19 protein-coding genes are annotated in these 17,168 nt (G+C 65.9%); 5 read left to right on the top strand and 14 right to left on the bottom strand.

Annotated features, from left to right (window positions below):
* Nucleotides 1-6: 6 nt before the first annotated feature.
* The 3 genes from BJA_RS07090 to ftsE form a co-directional block, all read right to left on the bottom strand.
* Nucleotides 7-711 carry a YdcF family protein gene (locus BJA_RS07090; RefSeq protein WP_011084209.1) on the bottom strand — a complete coding sequence of 235 codons (705 nt, stop codon included), beginning with the start codon at nucleotides 709-711 and terminating at the stop codon, nucleotides 7-9.
* Between the two features lie 104 nt (nucleotides 712-815).
* Nucleotides 816-1,784, bottom strand: a complete 969-nt coding sequence (locus BJA_RS07085; protein WP_011084208.1) for a cell division protein FtsX — start codon at nucleotides 1,782-1,784, stop codon at nucleotides 816-818.
* The gene (gene ftsE / locus BJA_RS07080) at nucleotides 1,777-2,436 is read right to left on the bottom strand and encodes a cell division ATP-binding protein FtsE (protein WP_027544305.1); all 660 of its coding nucleotides are present in this window, start codon (nucleotides 2,434-2,436) and stop codon (nucleotides 1,777-1,779) included. Before ftsE ends, BJA_RS07085 begins: the two co-directional genes overlap by 8 nt.
* Nucleotides 2,437-2,615: 179 nt before the next feature.
* On the opposite strand from ftsE, the gene BJA_RS07075 reads away from it, so the two are divergent.
* Together BJA_RS07075 and BJA_RS07070 are read left to right on the top strand one after the other, a co-directional pair.
* Nucleotides 2,616-3,494 carry an MJ0042-type zinc finger domain-containing protein gene (locus tag BJA_RS07075; RefSeq protein ID WP_038965355.1) on the top strand — a complete coding sequence of 293 codons (879 nt, stop codon included), beginning with the start codon at nucleotides 2,616-2,618 and terminating at the stop codon, nucleotides 3,492-3,494.
* Nucleotides 3,495-3,541: 47 nt separating this feature from the next.
* A complete protein-coding gene (locus BJA_RS07070; protein WP_011084205.1) occupies nucleotides 3,542-3,916 on the top strand; it encodes a response regulator in 375 nt (124 codons plus the stop codon).
* A gap of 209 nt (nucleotides 3,917-4,125) precedes the next feature.
* Here the strand turns inward: BJA_RS07070 and BJA_RS07065 are convergent, their stop codons facing one another.
* Together BJA_RS07065 and BJA_RS07060 are read right to left on the bottom strand one after the other, a co-directional pair.
* Entirely contained in the window at nucleotides 4,126-5,265 is a 1,140-nt protein-coding gene (locus BJA_RS07065) for a DUF4175 family protein (protein WP_011084204.1), read from the bottom strand.
* Nucleotides 5,253-7,199: a TIGR02302 family protein gene (locus BJA_RS07060; protein WP_028173542.1), complete on the bottom strand. Its 1,947-nt coding sequence runs from the start codon at nucleotides 7,197-7,199 to the stop codon at nucleotides 5,253-5,255. The genes BJA_RS07065 and BJA_RS07060 overlap by 13 nt, the downstream gene beginning before the upstream one ends.
* Nucleotides 7,200-7,379: 180 nt before the next feature.
* Here BJA_RS07060 and BJA_RS07055 point away from each other — a divergent pair, with 180 nt between their 5' ends.
* Together BJA_RS07055 and BJA_RS07050 are read left to right on the top strand one after the other, a co-directional pair.
* Nucleotides 7,380-7,763, top strand: coding sequence for a carboxymuconolactone decarboxylase family protein (locus BJA_RS07055; RefSeq protein ID WP_008567285.1), 384 nt, complete (start codon nucleotides 7,380-7,382; stop codon nucleotides 7,761-7,763).
* A gap of 242 nt (nucleotides 7,764-8,005) precedes the next feature.
* The gene (locus BJA_RS07050) at nucleotides 8,006-8,914 is read left to right on the top strand and encodes an NAD(P)-dependent oxidoreductase (protein ID WP_028173543.1); all 909 of its coding nucleotides are present in this window, start codon (nucleotides 8,006-8,008) and stop codon (nucleotides 8,912-8,914) included.
* Between the two features lie 215 nt (nucleotides 8,915-9,129).
* On the opposite strand, the gene lysA is transcribed toward BJA_RS07050, so the two are convergent.
* The 3 genes from lysA to argH form a co-directional block, all read right to left on the bottom strand.
* The gene (gene lysA, locus BJA_RS07045; protein WP_011084201.1) at nucleotides 9,130-10,395 is read right to left on the bottom strand and encodes a diaminopimelate decarboxylase; all 1,266 of its coding nucleotides are present in this window, start codon (nucleotides 10,393-10,395) and stop codon (nucleotides 9,130-9,132) included.
* A 23-nt stretch (nucleotides 10,396-10,418) separates the two neighbouring features.
* Nucleotides 10,419-10,709, bottom strand: a complete 291-nt coding sequence (gene lptM / locus BJA_RS07040) for an LPS translocon maturation chaperone LptM (protein WP_011084200.1) — start codon at nucleotides 10,707-10,709, stop codon at nucleotides 10,419-10,421.
* Between the two features lie 94 nt (nucleotides 10,710-10,803).
* Complete coding sequence (gene argH, locus BJA_RS07035) at nucleotides 10,804-12,201, bottom strand: argininosuccinate lyase (protein WP_038965353.1); 1,398 nt, start codon at nucleotides 12,199-12,201, stop codon at nucleotides 10,804-10,806.
* Nucleotides 12,202-12,306: 105 nt separating this feature from the next.
* Between argH and tlpA the strand changes: the two genes are divergently transcribed.
* Entirely contained in the window at nucleotides 12,307-12,972 is a 666-nt protein-coding gene (tlpA, locus tag BJA_RS07030; RefSeq protein ID WP_011084198.1) for a thiol:disulfide interchange protein TlpA, read from the top strand.
* A gap of 5 nt (nucleotides 12,973-12,977) precedes the next feature.
* Here tlpA and BJA_RS07025 read toward each other — a convergent pair whose 3' ends face one another.
* The 6 genes from BJA_RS07025 to BJA_RS07000 all read right to left on the bottom strand — a co-directional run bounded on the left by BJA_RS07025 (nucleotide 12,978) and on the right by BJA_RS07000 (nucleotide 17,015).
* Nucleotides 12,978-13,172: a hypothetical protein gene (locus tag BJA_RS07025; protein ID WP_038965352.1), complete on the bottom strand. Its 195-nt coding sequence runs from the start codon at nucleotides 13,170-13,172 to the stop codon at nucleotides 12,978-12,980.
* A 165-nt stretch (nucleotides 13,173-13,337) separates the two neighbouring features.
* A complete protein-coding gene (locus BJA_RS07020) occupies nucleotides 13,338-14,219 on the bottom strand; it encodes a 3-hydroxybutyryl-CoA dehydrogenase (RefSeq protein WP_011084197.1) in 882 nt (293 codons plus the stop codon).
* A gap of 207 nt (nucleotides 14,220-14,426) precedes the next feature.
* Nucleotides 14,427-15,371, bottom strand: a complete 945-nt coding sequence (locus tag BJA_RS07015; protein ID WP_011084196.1) for an electron transfer flavoprotein subunit alpha/FixB family protein — start codon at nucleotides 15,369-15,371, stop codon at nucleotides 14,427-14,429.
* On the bottom strand, nucleotides 15,371-16,120 hold the full coding sequence (locus BJA_RS07010) for an electron transfer flavoprotein subunit beta/FixA family protein (RefSeq protein WP_011084195.1): 750 nt from the start codon (nucleotides 16,118-16,120) through the stop codon (nucleotides 15,371-15,373). The genes BJA_RS07015 and BJA_RS07010 overlap by 1 nt, the downstream gene beginning before the upstream one ends.
* 125 nt (nucleotides 16,121-16,245) lie before the next feature.
* A complete protein-coding gene (locus BJA_RS07005; protein ID WP_011084194.1) occupies nucleotides 16,246-16,818 on the bottom strand; it encodes a cob(I)yrinic acid a,c-diamide adenosyltransferase in 573 nt (190 codons plus the stop codon).
* A 2-nt stretch (nucleotides 16,819-16,820) separates the two neighbouring features.
* Nucleotides 16,821-17,015, bottom strand: a complete 195-nt coding sequence (locus BJA_RS07000) for a twin transmembrane helix small protein (RefSeq protein ID WP_027544319.1) — start codon at nucleotides 17,013-17,015, stop codon at nucleotides 16,821-16,823.
* Nucleotides 17,016-17,168 lie beyond the last annotated feature (153 nt).

Here is a 17,168-nt window from a genome sequence, read left to right as displayed (position 1 = left end):
TGCCGATCAATTGGCCTGTGCAGTGGCGGGCCGCTTCGGCTGCATCCCGGGAGGCTGCTCCGATACTTCGGGCGAAAGGTCAATCCCGAAATCCTCCAGCCGCACCCTGACTTCGGCCGCGATATATTTGACATATTCCGACAGCAGCAGCCGCAAGGTGGACGCCGAGGCCCACCACGGCTCCTCGCGCCATTTGTCGCCGACCACGGCGAACGGGATCAGAATCGTCTCCGGCATCGCGTGCGAGAATTCCACCAGCGCGCGCGGCATGTGATAGTTCGAGGTCACCACGATCAGCGACTTGAAGCGGCGCGCCTGCGCCCAGCGCCGCGCCTCCGCCGCGTTGCCGCGGGTCGAGAGCGCGGTGCGGTCGAGGTCGACGCAGCAGGTCATGAAGGACTGGTTCTCCGGCAGGGTCCGCGAGATGTCGCTTGCGGTCGAGGTCGGATGCACCCCGGAAATCAGGAGCCGCCTGCCGTAGCCGGCAGCCAGCAACTCCATCGCATCCGACACCCGCGAGGAGCCGCCGGTCAAGACCACGATGCCGTCCGCCTTGCGGTCCGGCGCGATCTCGGCGCCGCGCAACTGCGACAGGAACGCGATGAAGCCCGCCGCCGCGCCGACGAAGGCGAACGCGATCGTCGACACCACGGCTGCGCGCAGCCAGCCGCGCGGCAATTTCGGCGATCGATCGTCGGTCGGCGAGGTCATGCGATGTCGGTAATCCCTTCCCGGATGATTTTAAAACGTTTTGAGGCGAAGTGGAGTCCGGTTTATTCACCTTCTCCCACACGGGGGAAGGAAGAAGCACAACCTCAATCCACATCATTCAGCGTCGCGAACAGCGTCTGGCGCGAGGCGACGGCGGTGATGGCGCCGATCAGCACCGCCTGCACCGCGAGCACGACATAGCCGGAGGGCCGCAGCGAGAAGGTGCCGAGCAGGGCCGCGAACTGGTCGCCGACGGGCGTCCCCGAAAACCAGCCGGCGATCGACTCGGAGAAGCCGAACACCAGCATGGCGGCGCCGCCGCCGATCACGCCGCCCTCCAGGCCCAGCCTGAGGAAATGGCGCAGAAAGCGGTTGGCGATGTAGCGGTCGCCGGCGCCGACGAAATGCAGGACCTCGACGATCGGACGGTTCGCCGCCATGGCGCCGCGGGTCGCGAACGAGACCGAGATGATCGTCGCGATGATGACGAGCGCGAGGATGCCGAGACCGGCGAGCACGGTTGCGTTGGTCATCGAGCGCATGCGCTCGATCCAGGCGCGGTGATCGTCGACACTGGCGCTTGGCGCCACTTGCGTCACGCGGGCGCGCAAGGCGGCGAGATCGAGCGCCGTGCCGGGCTGCACGCGCGCGATGATCATGCGCGGAACCGGCAGATCGTCCATCGACAGTCCGGTGCCGAGCCAGGGCTCGAGCAGCTTGCCGCTCTCGTCCTTGGTGAACGGCTTGACCTCGACGATACCGGCTTGCGCGCGCATCGCCTCGGTCACCGCGGCGGTGTCGCGCTCGAGGTCACGCCCGGACTGCGGACGAACCTGGATGGTGATTTCGCTCGCGACGTCCGACTGCCATTCGGCGGCGGAGGCGCTGACCAGCAGCACCGTGCCCGTGGTCATCGAAGCGAGGAAGGTCATGATGGCGACGACGGCAACCAGCGCACGGCCGTGGATCGAGGCGCGCGGCACGATCGGCGACATGTTGCGCGCCTTGGCCGGAAGCTGCGGACGCTCCTGTCCGAGGTCGACCAGCACGCCGCGCTCGTCGGGCTTACTCATAGACGTGCAGCCGGCCCTGATGCAGCACCAGCCGCCGCGCCTCGTACTGATCCATCAGGCCGATGTCGTGGGTCGCAATGATGACGGCGGTGCCCGATTTGTTGAGCTCGATGAAAAGGCGCAGCAGGCGGCGGCCGAGCGTCGGATCGACGCTGCCGGTCGGCTCGTCCGCGAGCAGAAGCTGCGGCCGCGAGATCACGGCGCGCGCGATCGCCGCACGCTGCTTCTCGCCGCCGGACAGGATCGGCGGCAGCGCGTCCATGCGTTCGCCGAGTCCGACCCAGCGCAAGAGGTCGATGACCTCCTTGCGATAGCTCGACTCGCTGCGGCCCATGACGCGAAACGGCAACGCGACGTTCTCGTAGGTCGTCATGTGGTCGAGCAGGCGGAAATCCTGGAGCACGATGCCGATGCGCTTGCGCAAGTCGGCGATCTCGTCCTTGCCGAGCTGCGAGATGTCGTGGCCGAACAGGTTGACGAGGCCGCGCGTCGGCCGGTGCGACAGGAACAGCAGGCGCAAGAGCGAGGTCTTGCCGGCGCCGGACGGGCCGGTGAGGAACTGGAAGGAGTGCGCCGGGATCTGGAAATTGAGGTCACGCAGGATCTCCGGCCCCAGGCCGTAACGCAATCCGACATTTTCGAACCGAACCAAGCTCAGCTCCGTTCGAGAGGGGGCGATGGCCGCGACGCGACGCTCCGCCACACGCGATCAACGGTTTTTGCGACCGTTATGGTTTCCGGTTCGTTAACGGTCGCCCTGTAGCATCCAGTACGCCCGGGTCTCCGCGACCTTGGCATCGTCAAGACTCGTTCATGCATCAAGGCTCGTCCATGCATATCGTCTGCCCCCATTGTACGACATCCTACGCCATCAAGCTTGCAAGCCTGGGGGCGAACGGGCGGACAGTCCGCTGCTCCCGGTGCAAGCAGACCTGGGTCGCCTATGCCGAGGATGCCATCGAGGAGGCGTCCGTCCCGGCCATGGCCGCCGCCAGCCAGGCCGACGACCAGTCCGACCTCGCCGAGCAGTGGAACTCCTACGCCAAGGACGACGGCGCCACTGACACGCCTGTGGTCGACAGCCCCTCCATCGCCAGCGACTGGCCGGAGGAGGACGCCAAGGAGACCGAGGACGAGTGGTCGGCGGCGGCCCGGGACGCCGAGGACGAGGTCGACGGCGCGCAGCACCAGTCCTGGTTCCGCGGCCTGTTCAGCCGGCGCGGGGCACGGGTGAGGCGTCAGGCCCCCACGGCGGCGCCGCGAAAGTCCCATTTCGGCCTGCCGACCGCCTGCGCCGCCATGGGCGCGCTGGTGCTGGCCCTGATCGTCTGGCGCGGCGACATGGTTCGGCTGCTGCCGCAGACCGCGGCCTTCTACAAGATGGTCGGCCTCGACGTTAACCTGCGCGGGCTGGCCTTCAAGGACGTGAAGCTCTCCAGCGAGACCGTTGACGGTAAGCAGGTGCTGGTGATCGAGGGCGTCATCGTCGGCGAGGGCAAGAAGCCGCTCGATATCCCGCGGCTGCGCTTCGCGGTGCGCGACGCGCAGGGCGCGGAGATCTATGCTTGGAATACGGTGCTGGAGCAGACCGTGCTGCGGCCCGGCGAGCGCGCCTTCTTCCGCTCGCGCCTGGCCTCCCCGCCGCCGGAGGGCCGCAATATCGACGTTCGCTTCTTCAACCGGCGCGACATTGCCGGCGGCAGCGTGTAATCAGGCTCGCAAGGTCCGCACGGGAGGTTGGTCCCAAGGTTGGTCCCATGCCAAAAATCTTGATCGCCGACGACGAGGATTCGATGCGCCAGCTGGTGGCGCGCGCCATCGCCATGGACGGGCACGAGACCGTGACCGCGCAGGACGGCGCCGAGGCGCTTGAGATCCTGACCCGCGAGGACGGCGCATTCGATTTGCTGCTCACCGACATCCAGATGCCGGTCATGGACGGCATCGCGCTGGCGCTCTCCGCCGCGCGCGATTTCCCCGACCTGACGATTTTGCTGATGACGGGATTTGCCGACCAGCGCGAGCGCGCCTCGAACCTCAACGCGCTGGTGCATGACGTCGTGACAAAACCGTTCTCGGTCGCCGACATCCGCACGGCGGTGGCGGACGCGCTGGCGGCGAAGAAGAGGTAGCGCGCGCCGCACTTGTAGCACTGCTGTTACGCGATCCTCGTCCCTCATACACGGTGTCGTCCTGGCGAAGGCCAGGACCCATACCGCGAGGCCTATCTTTTAGGAATCGATAGCCGTACCGGACGACGAGTCTTCGCCAAACCACTCCCTGGGGTAATGGGTTCTGGCTTTCGCCAGGACGACATTGGGGAGATAACCGGGTTCTCGCCTCAAAAATCCTTCAGCAGCCGCTCGATATAATCGAGCTCGATCTGCGGACGCGAGGTATCCCCTAAGCGGCGGCGGAGCTCTTCGAGGATGCGGCGGACGCGCTGGGCGTCGATCTCGCCGGGGATCTTGACCGTGTAGTCGTCGCCGAACTCACGGCCGTGAAGCGGGCGACCGAGCGGATCGGTCTGATTGCCGCCGCTCTGCTGGCGGCCGGCCCGGTTGCCCGGACCATCGCCCTGCCCCTCGCCATCCCCCTGCTGCATCGCCTCGGCCATCTTCTGCGCACCCTTGCGCAAGGCGTCGAGAGCCTTGCCCTGCGAGTCCACGGCGCCGTCTGCATTGCCCTCGCCGAGCTTTGAGCCCGCATCGCCCATGGCACCGTCGGCGGTGTCCAGGCTGCCGTCGTCATCGTCACCGTCCTGATCGCCATCCTGACCGGGCTGTCCCTGATCGCCCTGCTGGCCCTTCTGCCCCTTCTGGCCCTTTTGTCCCTTCTGCGTGAGGCCGCGCTTGGCGAGCTCGTCCTGCAGCTTCTTCAGCCGGTCGCGCAGCGCCTGCTGGTCCTGCTGGAGGTCCGACATCGACTGATCGCCCTGCTGCTTGCCGCGCGAGCGGTCACGCCGGGAGTCCTGGCCCTGCTTGTAGGTCTTGTCGCGCAATTGCTGCTGCTTGCGGATCATGTCGCTGAGCTCGTTGAGCGCCTGCTCCATGTCGCTGTCGCCGGATTGCCCGGGCTGCGCCATCTGGAGATTTTCCATGATCTGCGCCAGCTGCTCGAGCATGCGCTGCGCCGCCTCGCGATTGCCTTCGCGCGCCGCCTTCTCGATCTGCTTCAGGAGATCTTCCAGATCCCGCTGCGTGATGACGGAGCGATCGCGATTGGAGGATTGGTTCCTTTCCGTCGCGCGCTTGTACTCCTCGAGCTTCTGAATGGCATCGGATTGATTGTTCAGGCTGCGCCCGGATTCCTTCTGTCGGAGGTTATCGCCGGCATCCTGCATCGCCTTTTCCGCGCCATCGAGCAGCGCATCGGGATCCTGATCCTGCTGGGCAGCGACGGACGGAAGGCCTCCCAACAGGAAGGCGAGGCAGGCGATCGAGATCGCCCTCAAGACTGGCACGCGCGCTAGCTTCCGCATTTCCGGTCCCGCGTAAACTGATTGGCCCCGTCGTCCCCCGCCTTGGCCCGGTTGCTCGCCGACTTGCGATAGGCCTGAAGCTGCTGACGCAATGCGTCCTGCTGCTGCGCCAGCTCCTCGAGCTGCTCGGGCGTCGCGTGCTGGGTCTTCTGTCGCAGCTCGACGGCCTTGTCGAGGATGAGCTGGACCTCCGCGGGGAACGGCTGCCGGGGTCCCAGCGGATTTTGCTCGGCGCGCCGGGCGAGGTCGCGCACCTTGCCGGCCATGGCCTCGCGGAGCTTTTGCGTCAGCACCCTGATCTCGTCCTCGCCGGCACCGCGCTCCAGCGCCCGCTTGAGCGCGTCCTGCGCCGAGCGCAGCGCCGCGTTGACGCTGCCGGCGACACCGTCGTCCTCGATGGTGACCGCGAACGCCCACATGCTCGCCACGACGTCGCGCATCGCGTCGTCGGTGCGGGCCGCCTCGAGCTGGAGCGCGAGGCTGCGGAGACCGAGATAGCAGCCGGCATCCGGGGTGAACAATTCGGGCGCGATCATCAGCGCGTCGAGCGCGGCATAGACGTCGGAATTCTTGTTGGCGTCGAGCGCGAGGATGCGGCGCTGCTCGATCAGTGCGCGCGCGAGCGAGTTCGTGAACAGCCGCTCGGGCAGGCGCATGTTGAAGGGTTCGCTTCTAGCCTCGTTGCCGGCCTCGTCCTTGGCGGTGAGGGTCAGCGTGACGTCGGCGCCGGCATAGGGGTCCTCGCTGAGGTCCTTCACCGTCTGGCCGACGCCGTTGCGGGTGCGCGCATTCGGCAGCACCAGCGGGAATTGCGGCGGCTGGAACAGCGGCCGTGCGGCCGCCTTGGTATCGGCGTCCTTGGTGGCTTCCTTCGCGCCGTCCTTGGCGTCGGCGGCGCGCAGGCCAATGTGCGCCTCGGCGCCGGTGACGCCGTAATCGTCCTCGATCTTGTAGGAGAGCTGAAGCGCGCCGCGCGCCTGGCGCTCCGGATCCTTGGCCAGCGCAATCGTCGGCGCGCGGTCCGGCGTTGCCGCAAACGCCCATTGCGGCTGGCCGGAGGGCGCGCGGACATGCGCGGTGCCGTCGCCGGTGATCGCGAAATGCTTCTCGTTGGTGCCCTTGGGCGTGGCTTCAGTGGGGGCGACCTCCTTGAGGCCGCCGGAGACGGCGACATCCAGGCTGCCGCCGGAGGAACGCACGATCAGGGTCGAGCCGGCGGGAACGGCGAGCGGACCGCTGGCGGGCAGCGCCGCGGCCTCCCTGTTGGCGGCCGACAGGATCACAGGCGGCTTGCCGGTGTAGAGCGGCGGCGTGACCCAGGCATCGACGCGAACATTGGTCGGCGCCAGCACGCCGTTCCAGTCGAAGGCCGCCCCTAGCCGCATCGCACGCTCGTCGCCGGCGGCGAAGAAGGTCGCAACCAGCATCACCATGACCAGCGCACGCAGCGCCCAGGGATCGTGCAGAGCGAGCCGCGGGTGCGGCAGACCGGCGCGGATGCGCTTGAGCGAGGCCAGCGTGCGCTCACGCTGCGCCTGCCACAGCGCCTTCGCAACCGGGTCCTGCGAGGTCAGCGTGTCCGTGAGCGTGGTGGCCGGGCGGTGACGGATGCCGGAGCCGCGATCGAGCCGGCCCAAAGCCTCCTCGCGGCTCGGCCAGCGGAAGCGAACCAGCGGGAACAGGGCGGCAATCGCGATGCCGGCGAAAACGACGAGACCGATGGCGCGGGCAAGGAACGGCAGCGCCAGCCAGAGACCGGCCCAGGACAGCGCCAGGAACAGGCCGACGACGGTCAGAAGCCGCGCCAGATTCGGCCAGGCACGCTCCCACGCGATGGCATATCTCGCCCGATCGAGGGCCTGCGCCAGCTTCAACCGCGACAGAGCGTCGCCATCGCGGATCGGGTCTGACGGGTCAGGGGTGACGCCGTTCAATAAGCTCTCCAGGTTGCCCGGTGGAGAAGAGCGTATCACAACGGCAGCACTGAGGCATCCGTTCCTGTACGGGAGACACCCCTTTTCCCGCATAACACGAGGACGTGACTGGCCCGCCGCAACCCCGTAATTTCCGCGCCGCCATCCAAGGGACATGCAAAGGGAAACGAAGGAAACGCCATGGACAAGAAGATGCACGACAAGGGCCTGGAAGTCCGCAAAGCGGTGCTGGGGGAAGCCTATGTCAACAACGCCCTGAAGAACGTCGACGACTTCAACCGTCCGTTCCAGGAGATGCTCAACGAATATTGCTGGGGCACGGTGTGGGGCCGCGAGGAGCTGCCGCGCAAGACCCGCAGCATGCTCAACATCGCGATGATCGCGATCCTCAACCGCCAGCACGAATTCCGTGCGCATCTGAAGGGCGCGCTCACCAACGGCGTCACCCGCGACGAGATCCGCGAGATCCTGATGCAGGTCGCGATCTACGGCGGCATGCCGGCCGCAGTCGACAGCTTTCGCATCGCGCGCGAGGTGTTCGCGGAGATTGATGGGAAGGCGTGAGGGGGCAGGCTCTCGCCACTGTCGTCCCGGACAAGCGAAGCGGAGCGTAGCGCCGATCCGGGACCCATACCCACAGGCGGATGTGGTTAGCGGGACTCGGAGTGACCGCTTTCGCGCTGCGACTGCTCCTGGGGCTATGGGTCCCGGATCTGCGCGCGCTTGAGGCGCGCTTGTCCGGGACGACACCGGGGATAGAGCGCGGATTTTCACGACAACAACGAATAATCAACACAAGGAACACCATGGACATCGGATTCATCGGCCTCGGAAACATGGGTTTTCCGATGGCGCGGCGCCTGATCGAGGCTGGCAACCGGCTCGTCGTGTTCGACACGCGCAAGGAGGTCGTGGACAAGCTCGTGGCGCGCGGTGCGACGCCGGCGACGTCGCCAAAGGACGTTGCCGATCAGGTCGAGACCGTGATGGCGAGCCTGCCCTCGCTGCAGGCTTCGCTCGAAGTTGCAACGGGGACGAACGGCGTGATCGAGGGGAGCCGCGTCAAGCGCTTCATCGATCTGTCCACCGTCGGCTCGACGATGGCTTCGAAGATTCACGGCCTGCTCGCCAAGCGCGACATCGTACAGATCGACTGCCCCGTCTCCGGCGGCGTCGGCGGCGCCGAGAAGGGCACGCTGGCGGTAATGGTGTCGGGGCCGAAGGCGGAGTTCGAGCTGCTCAAGCCGGCGCTCGATGTGATCGGAAAAGTGTTCTTCATCGGCGAGAAGCCGGGTGCCGCGCAGACCATGAAGCTCGCCAACAATTTCCTCTCGGCCACCGCGATCGTGGCGACGTCGGAGGCGGTCGTCATGGGTGTGAAGGCCGGGCTCGATCCCGCCGTGATGATCGACGTCATCAATGCCGGCTCGGGCATGAATACTGCGAGCCGCGACAAGTTTCCGCGCTCGGTGCTGCCGCGCACGTTCGATTTCGGCTTCGCCACGGGGCTGATGGTGAAGGACGTGCGCCTCGCGCTGGAGGAAATGAAGCAGCTCGGCCTGTCGATGGAGGTCGCGGACGCCGTGGGGCGCCTGTGGGAGACCGTGATCAGCGCGGAAGGCGCCGATTCCGATTTCACCGCGGCGATCAAGCCGATCGAGAAGAAGGCGGGGGTTGTGGTTGGGGGAAAGACGGGCGGTTTGGCGGGGAAGTAGTTTTCTCGCGCATCCCCTTTCCAGGTAGTCCTGGACAAGCGAGCGTAGCAAGCGCTGATCCAGGACCCATTACCACAGGGCGAGGTTTGGCGAAGACTCGTGGTTACCAGCCTCCCGCCAAAGTACTCCCTGGGGTAATGGGTCCTGGCTTTCGCCAGGACGACACCGAAATTGTCGAGGTTACGTCGCGTCTCACGATGAGATCACGACACGCCTCACAGCCACGGCGCCGGCGTGTCCATCGCGATCAGTTGCTCGACATCGATGCGCGGGCGAACCACGGCGTATTGGTCGTCCTTCACCAGCACCTCGGGCACCAGCGGCCGCGTGTTGTAGGTGCCGGCCTGCACCGCGCCATAGGCGCCGGCGGTCATGATGGCGAGGAGATCGCCCGCCTTCGGCGTCGGCAGCGTGCGGTCGAGCGCGAGATAGTCGCCGGTCTCGCAGACCGGCCCGACGACATCGGCCACCATCGTGGCCGCGTCCCGGGCCGGCTGCGTTACCGGCAGGATATCGTGATGGGCCTCATACAGCGTCGGGCGGATCAGATCGTTCATCGCAGCGTCGATGATGACGAAATTCTTGCCGTCGCCGTGCTTCACATAGATCACCTTGGCAACCAGGATGCCGGCATTGCCGACGATCATGCGGCCCGGCTCGAACATCAGCGTGCAGCCGAGATTATGGCTGACGCGCTTGACCATGGCGGCATAGGCATCGGGCGCCGGCGGCGCCTCGCGATCCATGTAATAGGGAATGCCGAGGCCGCCGCCGAAATCGACATGCGAGATGTCGTGGCCGTCGGCACGCAGCGTCTGCACGAATTCGGAGAGGATGCGAAACGCCGTCTCCATCTTCGACAGATCGGTGATCTGGCTGCCGATATGCACGTCGGTGCCGGTCACCTGGATCCCGGGCAGCTTCGCCGCGCGCGCATAGACCTCGCGGGCATGCGCGATCGGGATGCCGAACTTGTTCTCGGACTTGCCGGTGGAGATCTTGGCATGCGTGCCGGCGTCGACATCGGGATTGACGCGCACGGAAATCCGCGCGGTCTTGCCCATCTCGGTCGCAAGGCGCGACAACAGCTCGAGCTCCGGCTCGGATTCGACGTTGAGGCAGAGGATGTCGGCGGCGAGCGCAGCGCGCAGCTCGTCTTCCGTCTTGCCGACGCCGGAGAACAGGATCTTGCGTGCGGGGATACCCGCGGCCAGAGCACGCTTCAATTCACCGCCGGAGACCACGTCGGCGCCGGCGCCAAGCCTGGCGAGCGTACGCAGCACCGACTGGTTGGAGTTCGCCTTCATGGCGTAGCAGACCAGCACCTTCTCGCCGGCGAAAGCATCGGCGAAGACGCGGTAATGCCGCTCCAGCGTCGCGGTCGAATAGCAATAGAACGGCGTGCCGACGGTTGCGGCCAGCTCGGACAGGTTCACCGCCTCGGCGTGCAGCACGCCGTTGCGGTAGTCGAAATGGTTCATGGCGTTGGCTCAGTTGCCCCAGCCTATTTGCTGGGTTGGTCGTCCAGGAGCGGGTCGAGAATAAACGGTTTCTTCTTGCCCTTGGACGCCGCGGGGGCGGCGTCGGCGGCGGAGCTGGGGTTGAACAGGCTCGGCGTCTTTTGGGCTGCGGTCTCGGTGTCGGTTGGAGCTGCGACGTTGGCCGTGGACGCGCCGGAGGCGGTCGGCGGCAGGTCGAGGGGACCTTTGCGGCCGCAGCCGGCAAGCGCGAGCGCCGTCAGGCTCAAGACAATGATGGCCCACCCCGAGCCGGCCGGGCGAAACTTTGACGTCACGACGAATTCCCCACTACGCGGGGCGCACCATACAGAGATTGGCGCGCTCTGGCGAGAGCCGGATGACCATGAAACATAAGCGAAATTTTGCCCCTCAGCCCAATTTTCGCTCTTTTTCCAGCCGCTTCGCCCAGCTCTTTGCCTGCGACGCCACGTTCTTCGGCGCGGTACCGCCGAAGCTGGTCCGGCTCTTCACCGACGATTCGACCGAGAGCACGCCGAGCACGTCCTTGGTGATCCTGGGCTCGATCGCCTGCATCTCCTTCAGCGGCAGCTCGTGCAGCGCCACGCCGCCCTCGGCGGCCTTGGCCACGATGCGGCCGGTGACGTGGTGCGCCTCGCGGAACGGCATCTTCAGCGTCCGCACCAGCCAGTCGGCCAGATCCGTCGCGGTGGCATAGCCCTCGCCGGCGGCGGCCTTCATCTTGGCCTCATCGGGCGCGAGGTCGCGGACCATGCCGGTCATGGCGCGGATGGCGAGCGACAGCGCGGCAAAGCCCTCCATCGCGCCCTGCTTGTCCTCCTGCATGTCCTTTTGGTAGGCGAGCGGCAGGCCCTTCATCACGATCAGGAGACCGTTGAGCGCACCGATGACGCGGCCGGTCTTGGCGCGTACGAGCTCGGCGGCATCCGGGTTGCGCTTCTGCGGCATGATCGAGGAGCCGGTGGTGAACTTGTCGCTGAGGCGGATGAGGCCGACCAGCGGCGAGGTCCAGATCACGATCTCCTCGGCAAAGCGCGACATGTGCACGGCGCAGATGGAAGCCGCCGACAGCGTCTCCAGCACGAAGTCGCGGTCGGAGACCGCGTCGAGCGAGTTCGCCATCGGCCGGTCGAACAGAAGCGCCTTTGCGGTCGCGTGGCGGTCGATCGGGAACGAGGTGCCGGCAAGCGCGGCGGCGCCGAGCGGCGATTCGTTGAGCCGCTTGCGGGCGTCCTGGAAACGGCCGCGGTCGCGCGCGGCCATCTCGACATAGGCGAGCAAATGATGGCCGAAGGTCACGGGCTGCGCGGTCTGCAGATGCGTGAAGCCGGGCATCACGGTGCCGGCATGCTCCAGCGCGCGCGCGACCAGCGCCTGCTGGAACGCGGCGAGCGCGGCATCGGTCTCGTCGATGACGTCGCGGACATAGAGACGGAAGTCGGTGGCGACCTGGTCGTTGCGCGAGCGCGCGGTGTGCAGCCGGCCGGCGGCGGGGCCGATCAGCTCGGACAGGCGGCTCTCGACATTCATGTGAATGTCCTCGAGCGCGCGCTTGAACGTGAAGCCGCCCTTGCCGATCTCTGACAAAATCGTGTCTAGACCCTTGCCGATATTTTTCGCATCAGAGGCCGTGATGATGCCCTGCGTGGCAAGCATCGCGGCGTGGGCCTTGGACGCGGCAATGTCCTGGGCATAGAGGTGACGATCGACGTCGATGGAGACGTTGATCTCTTCCATGATCTCATCGGGACGTTCCGAGAACCGGCCGCCCCACATCTTGTTGCTCATGATCCCCTGCTCACGCCTTGCTTGTCGCTGGTCACGTTTGCTGGCCGCCGCCAGCCGTATTAAGAGGCCCCTGATAGCCATATCTGCGACCGGATGACAAACGATATGCTCGACACGAAGCCCTCCGCCACGCGCCGGATCCCCCTCGTCATCGCCACCGTGGCGGTCGGCGGACTGGCCGGCTTCGCTGCGCTGTACGGGCTGGGCCTGAGCCGGGCGCCTACCGGCGATCCGGCCTGCCGGGCGGCAGTGGCTACGGCGCAAAAAATCGCCCCGCTCGCCCATGGCGAGGTGGCGGCGCTGACCATGGCGAGCGCGCCCCTGAAGCTGCCCGACCTCGCTTTCGAGGACGCCGACGGCAAGCCGAAAAAGCTGTCCGATTTCCGCGGCAAGACGCTGCTGGTGAACCTCTGGGCCACCTGGTGCGTGCCCTGTCGGAAGGAAATGCCGGCGCTGGACGAGCTCCAGGGCAAGCTTTCGGGCCCGAATTTCGAGGTGGTCGCGATCAATATCGACACCCGCGACCCCGAGAAGCCCAAGACCTTCCTGAAAGAGGCCAATTTGACCCGGCTCGGCTATTTCAACGATCAGAAAGCCAAGGTTTTCCAGGATCTTAAGGCCATAGGCCGGGCGCTCGGCATGCCGACCTCGGTGCTGGTCGACCCGCAGGGCTGCGAGATCGCGACGATCGCGGGACCGGCGGAATGGGCGAGCGAGGACGCGCTCAAGCTGATCCGGGCTGCGACGGGCAAGGCCGCCGCGGCGCTTTAAGAGTTTCAGGCCGTAACGTTGAGATTGCCGCCGACGCCGGGGCCGACGTTGGCGAGCGAGGGCTGACCGGCGCCCATCAGCGTCAGGATGGTGGATTTCTCCATATCCATGTTCTGCTTGGTCAGCGTCGCCGCGATATTCGACTGCAACGCGCCTTGCTGAGCGGCCAGCATGGTGCTGACCATTGCCATCATGTCCATTACGCGAACCCTCGTACCGGCCGTAACCTAGGCGCGAGGGGTTAACGCGACATGAATTGTCACGGAGCCGTAGGGCGGGCAAAGCAAAGCGTGCCCACCAATCAGCATCCTAGTTGCGGAGACACGGTGGGCACGGCGCTTTGCGCCTTTTCCCACCCTACGACGTCAGCGCGTCGGAACCGGCTTGGCGCCGCGATAATCGTAGAAGCCGCGCTGGGTCTTGCGGCCGAGCCAGCCGGCCTCGACGTATTTCACCAGGAGCGGGCACGGACGGTACTTGGAGTCGGCGAGGCCCTCGTGCAGCACCTGCATGATCGACAGGCAGGTATCGAGGCCGATGAAATCGGCAAGCTCGAGCGGACCCATCGGATGGTGCGCCCCGAGCTTCATCGCCGCGTCGATCGCCTCGACGTTGCCGACACCTTCGTACAGCGTGTAGATCGCCTCGTTGATCATCGGCAGCAGGATGCGGTTGACGATGAAGGCCGGGAAATCCTCGGAGACCGCGACTTGCTTGCCGAGCTTGGCGACGAATTCCTTGGATGCCTCGAAGGTCGCATCGTCGGTGGCGATGCCGCGGATCAGCTCCACCAGCTCCATCAGCGGCACCGGATTCATGAAGTGGATGCCGATGAAGCGCTCGGGCCGGTCGGTGGCGGCGGCAAGGCGCGTGATCGAGATCGAGGACGTATCCGAGGCGACGATCGCCTCGGGCTTCAACACGGCGCAGAGCTCGTGGAAGATCTTGCGCTTGACCTCCTCCTTCTCGACCGCAGTCTCGATCACGAGATCGCAGTCGGCGAGATCGTCGAGCTTCTCGGCGGCCACGATGCGCGACAGCGCCTTGGTCTTGGCCTCCTCGGTGACGACCTTCTTGGAGACCTGGCGGGCCAGATTGCCGTTGATGGTGGCCATGCCCGACTTGAGGCGATCGGCCGAAACGTCGTTGAGCACCACGTCGAAGCCAGCCAGCGCCGCAACATGCGCGATGCCATTGCCCATCTGCCCCGCGCCGATCACGCCGACCTTCTTGATCACTGCCGCCATAATGTCATCCACCGGAACGGCGCGCATATCGCGCCTGCCTATCCCCCAAGCCGGGAGGTCTGATTGATCAGAGCCTTGATTTAATCAGAACCTTGGCTCGAAACCTAGATTGGATCGCTCCCCCGGCGTGCCCCACGCCAAAGAAAACGCCTCAAAAATGAAACACCGGCCGGAGTGTATACCTCCGGCCGGTGTTTTGAACGGCTTTTACTTGCCGAGCTTGCCGAGTTCGGCTGTCAGCTCCGGAACCGCCTGGTAGAGGTCGGCGACCAGGCCGTAATCGGCGACCTGGAAGATCGGCGCGTCCTCGTCCTTGTTGATCGCCACGATCACCTTGGAGTCCTTCATGCCGGCCAGATGCTGGATCGCGCCGGAAATGCCCACCGCGACATAGAGCTCGGGGGCCACGACCTTGCCGGTCTGGCCAACCTGCCAGTCGTTCGGCGCATAGCCGGCGTCCACCGCCGCGCGCGAGGCACCGACGCCGGCGCCGAGCTTGTCGGCGAGGGGCTCGATGTATTTGGCGAAATTCTCGCGGCTCTGCATGGCACGGCCACCGGAGACGATGATCTTCGCCGAGGTCAGCTCGGGACGGTCGCTCTTGGCGACCTCCTCGCCAACGAAGGACGACAGGCCCGGATCAGCCGCCGCCTGAACGCTCTCGACCGGCGCACTGCCGCCCTCGCCCGCTGCGGCGAAGGTGGAGGTCCGCACCGTGATGACCTTCTTGGCGTCCTTCGACTTCACCGTCTGGATGGCGTTGCCGGCATAGATCGGACGCTCGTAGGTATCGGGGGCGACCACCTTGATGATCTCCGAGACCTGCATGACGTCGAGCAGGGCTGCGACGCGCGGCATCACGTTCTTGAAGCGCGAGGTCGCGGGCGCGACGATCGCGTCATAGGACGGGGCCAGCGAGACGATCAGCGCGGCCAGCGGCTCGGCAAGATCGTGCGCGTAAAGCGCGCCATCGGCGAGCAGCACCTTCTTCACGCCCGCGAGCTTGGCGGCGGCATCCGCCGCGGCCTTGGCACCCTCGCCGGCCACCAGGACCTCGACGTCCGCGCCGAGCGCGGCGGCCGCGGTCAGGGCCTTGTTGGTCGCATCCTTCAACGACGCGTTGTCGTGTTCGGCAATCAGAAGCGTCGTCATCAGAGCACCCCGGCTTCGTTCTTGAGTTTCGACACCAGCTCGGCGACGTCCTTGACCTTGACGCCGGCCTTGCGGCCCGCCGGCTCGGTCGTCTTGAGAACCTCGAGGCGCGCGGTGACGTCAACGCCGTAATCGGCGACGGTCTTCTCCGCGATCGGCTTCTTCTTCGCCTTCATGATGTTGGGCAGCGAGGCGTAGCGCGGCTCGTTGAGACGCAGGTCGGTGGTCACGATCGCCGGTCCCTTCAGCTTCACGGTCTGCAAGCCCCCGTCGACTTCACGAGTGACCTTGAAGTCGCTTCCTTCGACCTCGAGCTTCGAGGCGAACGTCGCCTGCGACCAGCCGAGCAGCGCGGCCAGCATCTGGCCGGTCTGGTTGCTGTCGTCGTCGATCGCCTGCTTGCCGAGGATGATCAGGCCCGGCTGCTCTTCCTCAGCGACCTTCTTCAGGATCTTGGCGACGGCGAGCGGCTCGACGGTGCCCTCGGCCTTCACCAGGATGCCGCGATCGGCGCCCATGGCAAGACCGGTGCGGATCGTCTCCGACGCCTGCGCCGGTCCAATGGAAACCACCACGACCTCGGTGGCCTTGCCACCTTCCTTCAGGCGCAGCGCTTCCTCGACCGCGATTTCGTCGAACGGGTTCATCGACATCTTGACGTTGGCGAGTTCAACGCCCGATCCATCGCCCTTGACGCGGACCTTGACGTTGTAATCGACCACCCGCTTTACCGGCACTAAGACCTTCATCGATCCTCTTTCACTCAATTTGGGAGGGGGGTATCAACTGGCGCGGAACCTAAAGGCCTGACCCGGCCCGGTCAACGCGCGAAGGGGCCAAATTTTAGACCTTAGAAATGCGCCGCCCCAATGGGTCAGCGGTTCTGGCCTGGAACCCAGAGCACGTCGCCGGCGCCGTTATGGTTGGCGGCGCGGCTGGCCACGAACAGGAAGTCCGACAGGCGATTCATATACTGGATACCAGCAGCGCCGACCGGCTCGCCCGGCTGGGCCGCCAGTTCCACCATCACGCGTTCCGCCCTGCGGCATATCGTGCGTGCGACATGGAGGTAGGCGGCAGCGGGCGTTCCCCCCGGCAGCACGAAGGAAGTGAGCGGCGCGAGCTTGTCGTTGAGCGCGTCGATGTCGTGCTCGAGCCGCTCGACCTGGCTTGCCACCACCCGCAGCCGTTCCACCTTGCCCTCACGCTCGGGCACGGCGAGGTCGGCGCCGAGATCGAACAGGTCGTTCTGGATGCGGCCGAGCATCGCATCGAACTCGGGCGCATCATGGGTATGGAGACGCACGACGCCGATCGCGGCATTGGTCTCGTCCACCGTGCCATAGGCCTCGATGCGCAAATCATACTTCGGACGGCGTTCGCCCGAGCCGAGCGCTGTCGTGCCGTCGTCACCAGTCTTCGTATAGATGCGATTCAGCACAACCATGTTCAACGCCCCATCGCCCAGACCGCGATCATGGCAATGACAATCGCCACGAACTGAAGGAGCACGCGCCAGCGCATCAGCTTCTGCGAGGTGTTGGGCGAGCCGCCGCGCATCATGTTGACGAGACCGAGCAGCAGCACCAACGCCACGGCACCGGCCGCCGCCGGCAGAATGAAAGTACTCAGGATAGATGCCATCGGGGGTAGATAACACCGTGGGCGCCGGTCCGCTATCTCCCCCCACCCGTCATTCCGGGGCGCGCCAACGGGTCGGCAACGCGGCCCGGTGGCGCGAGCCCGGAATCCATCAAGCAGCGTCACGCGCGGCGAAATGGATTCCGGGCTCGATGC

The organism is Bradyrhizobium diazoefficiens USDA 110, assembly GCF_000011365.1.
GTDB lineage: Bacteria > Pseudomonadota > Alphaproteobacteria > Rhizobiales > Xanthobacteraceae > Bradyrhizobium > Bradyrhizobium diazoefficiens.
This window is presented reverse-complemented; position numbering and strand designations above follow the sequence as displayed.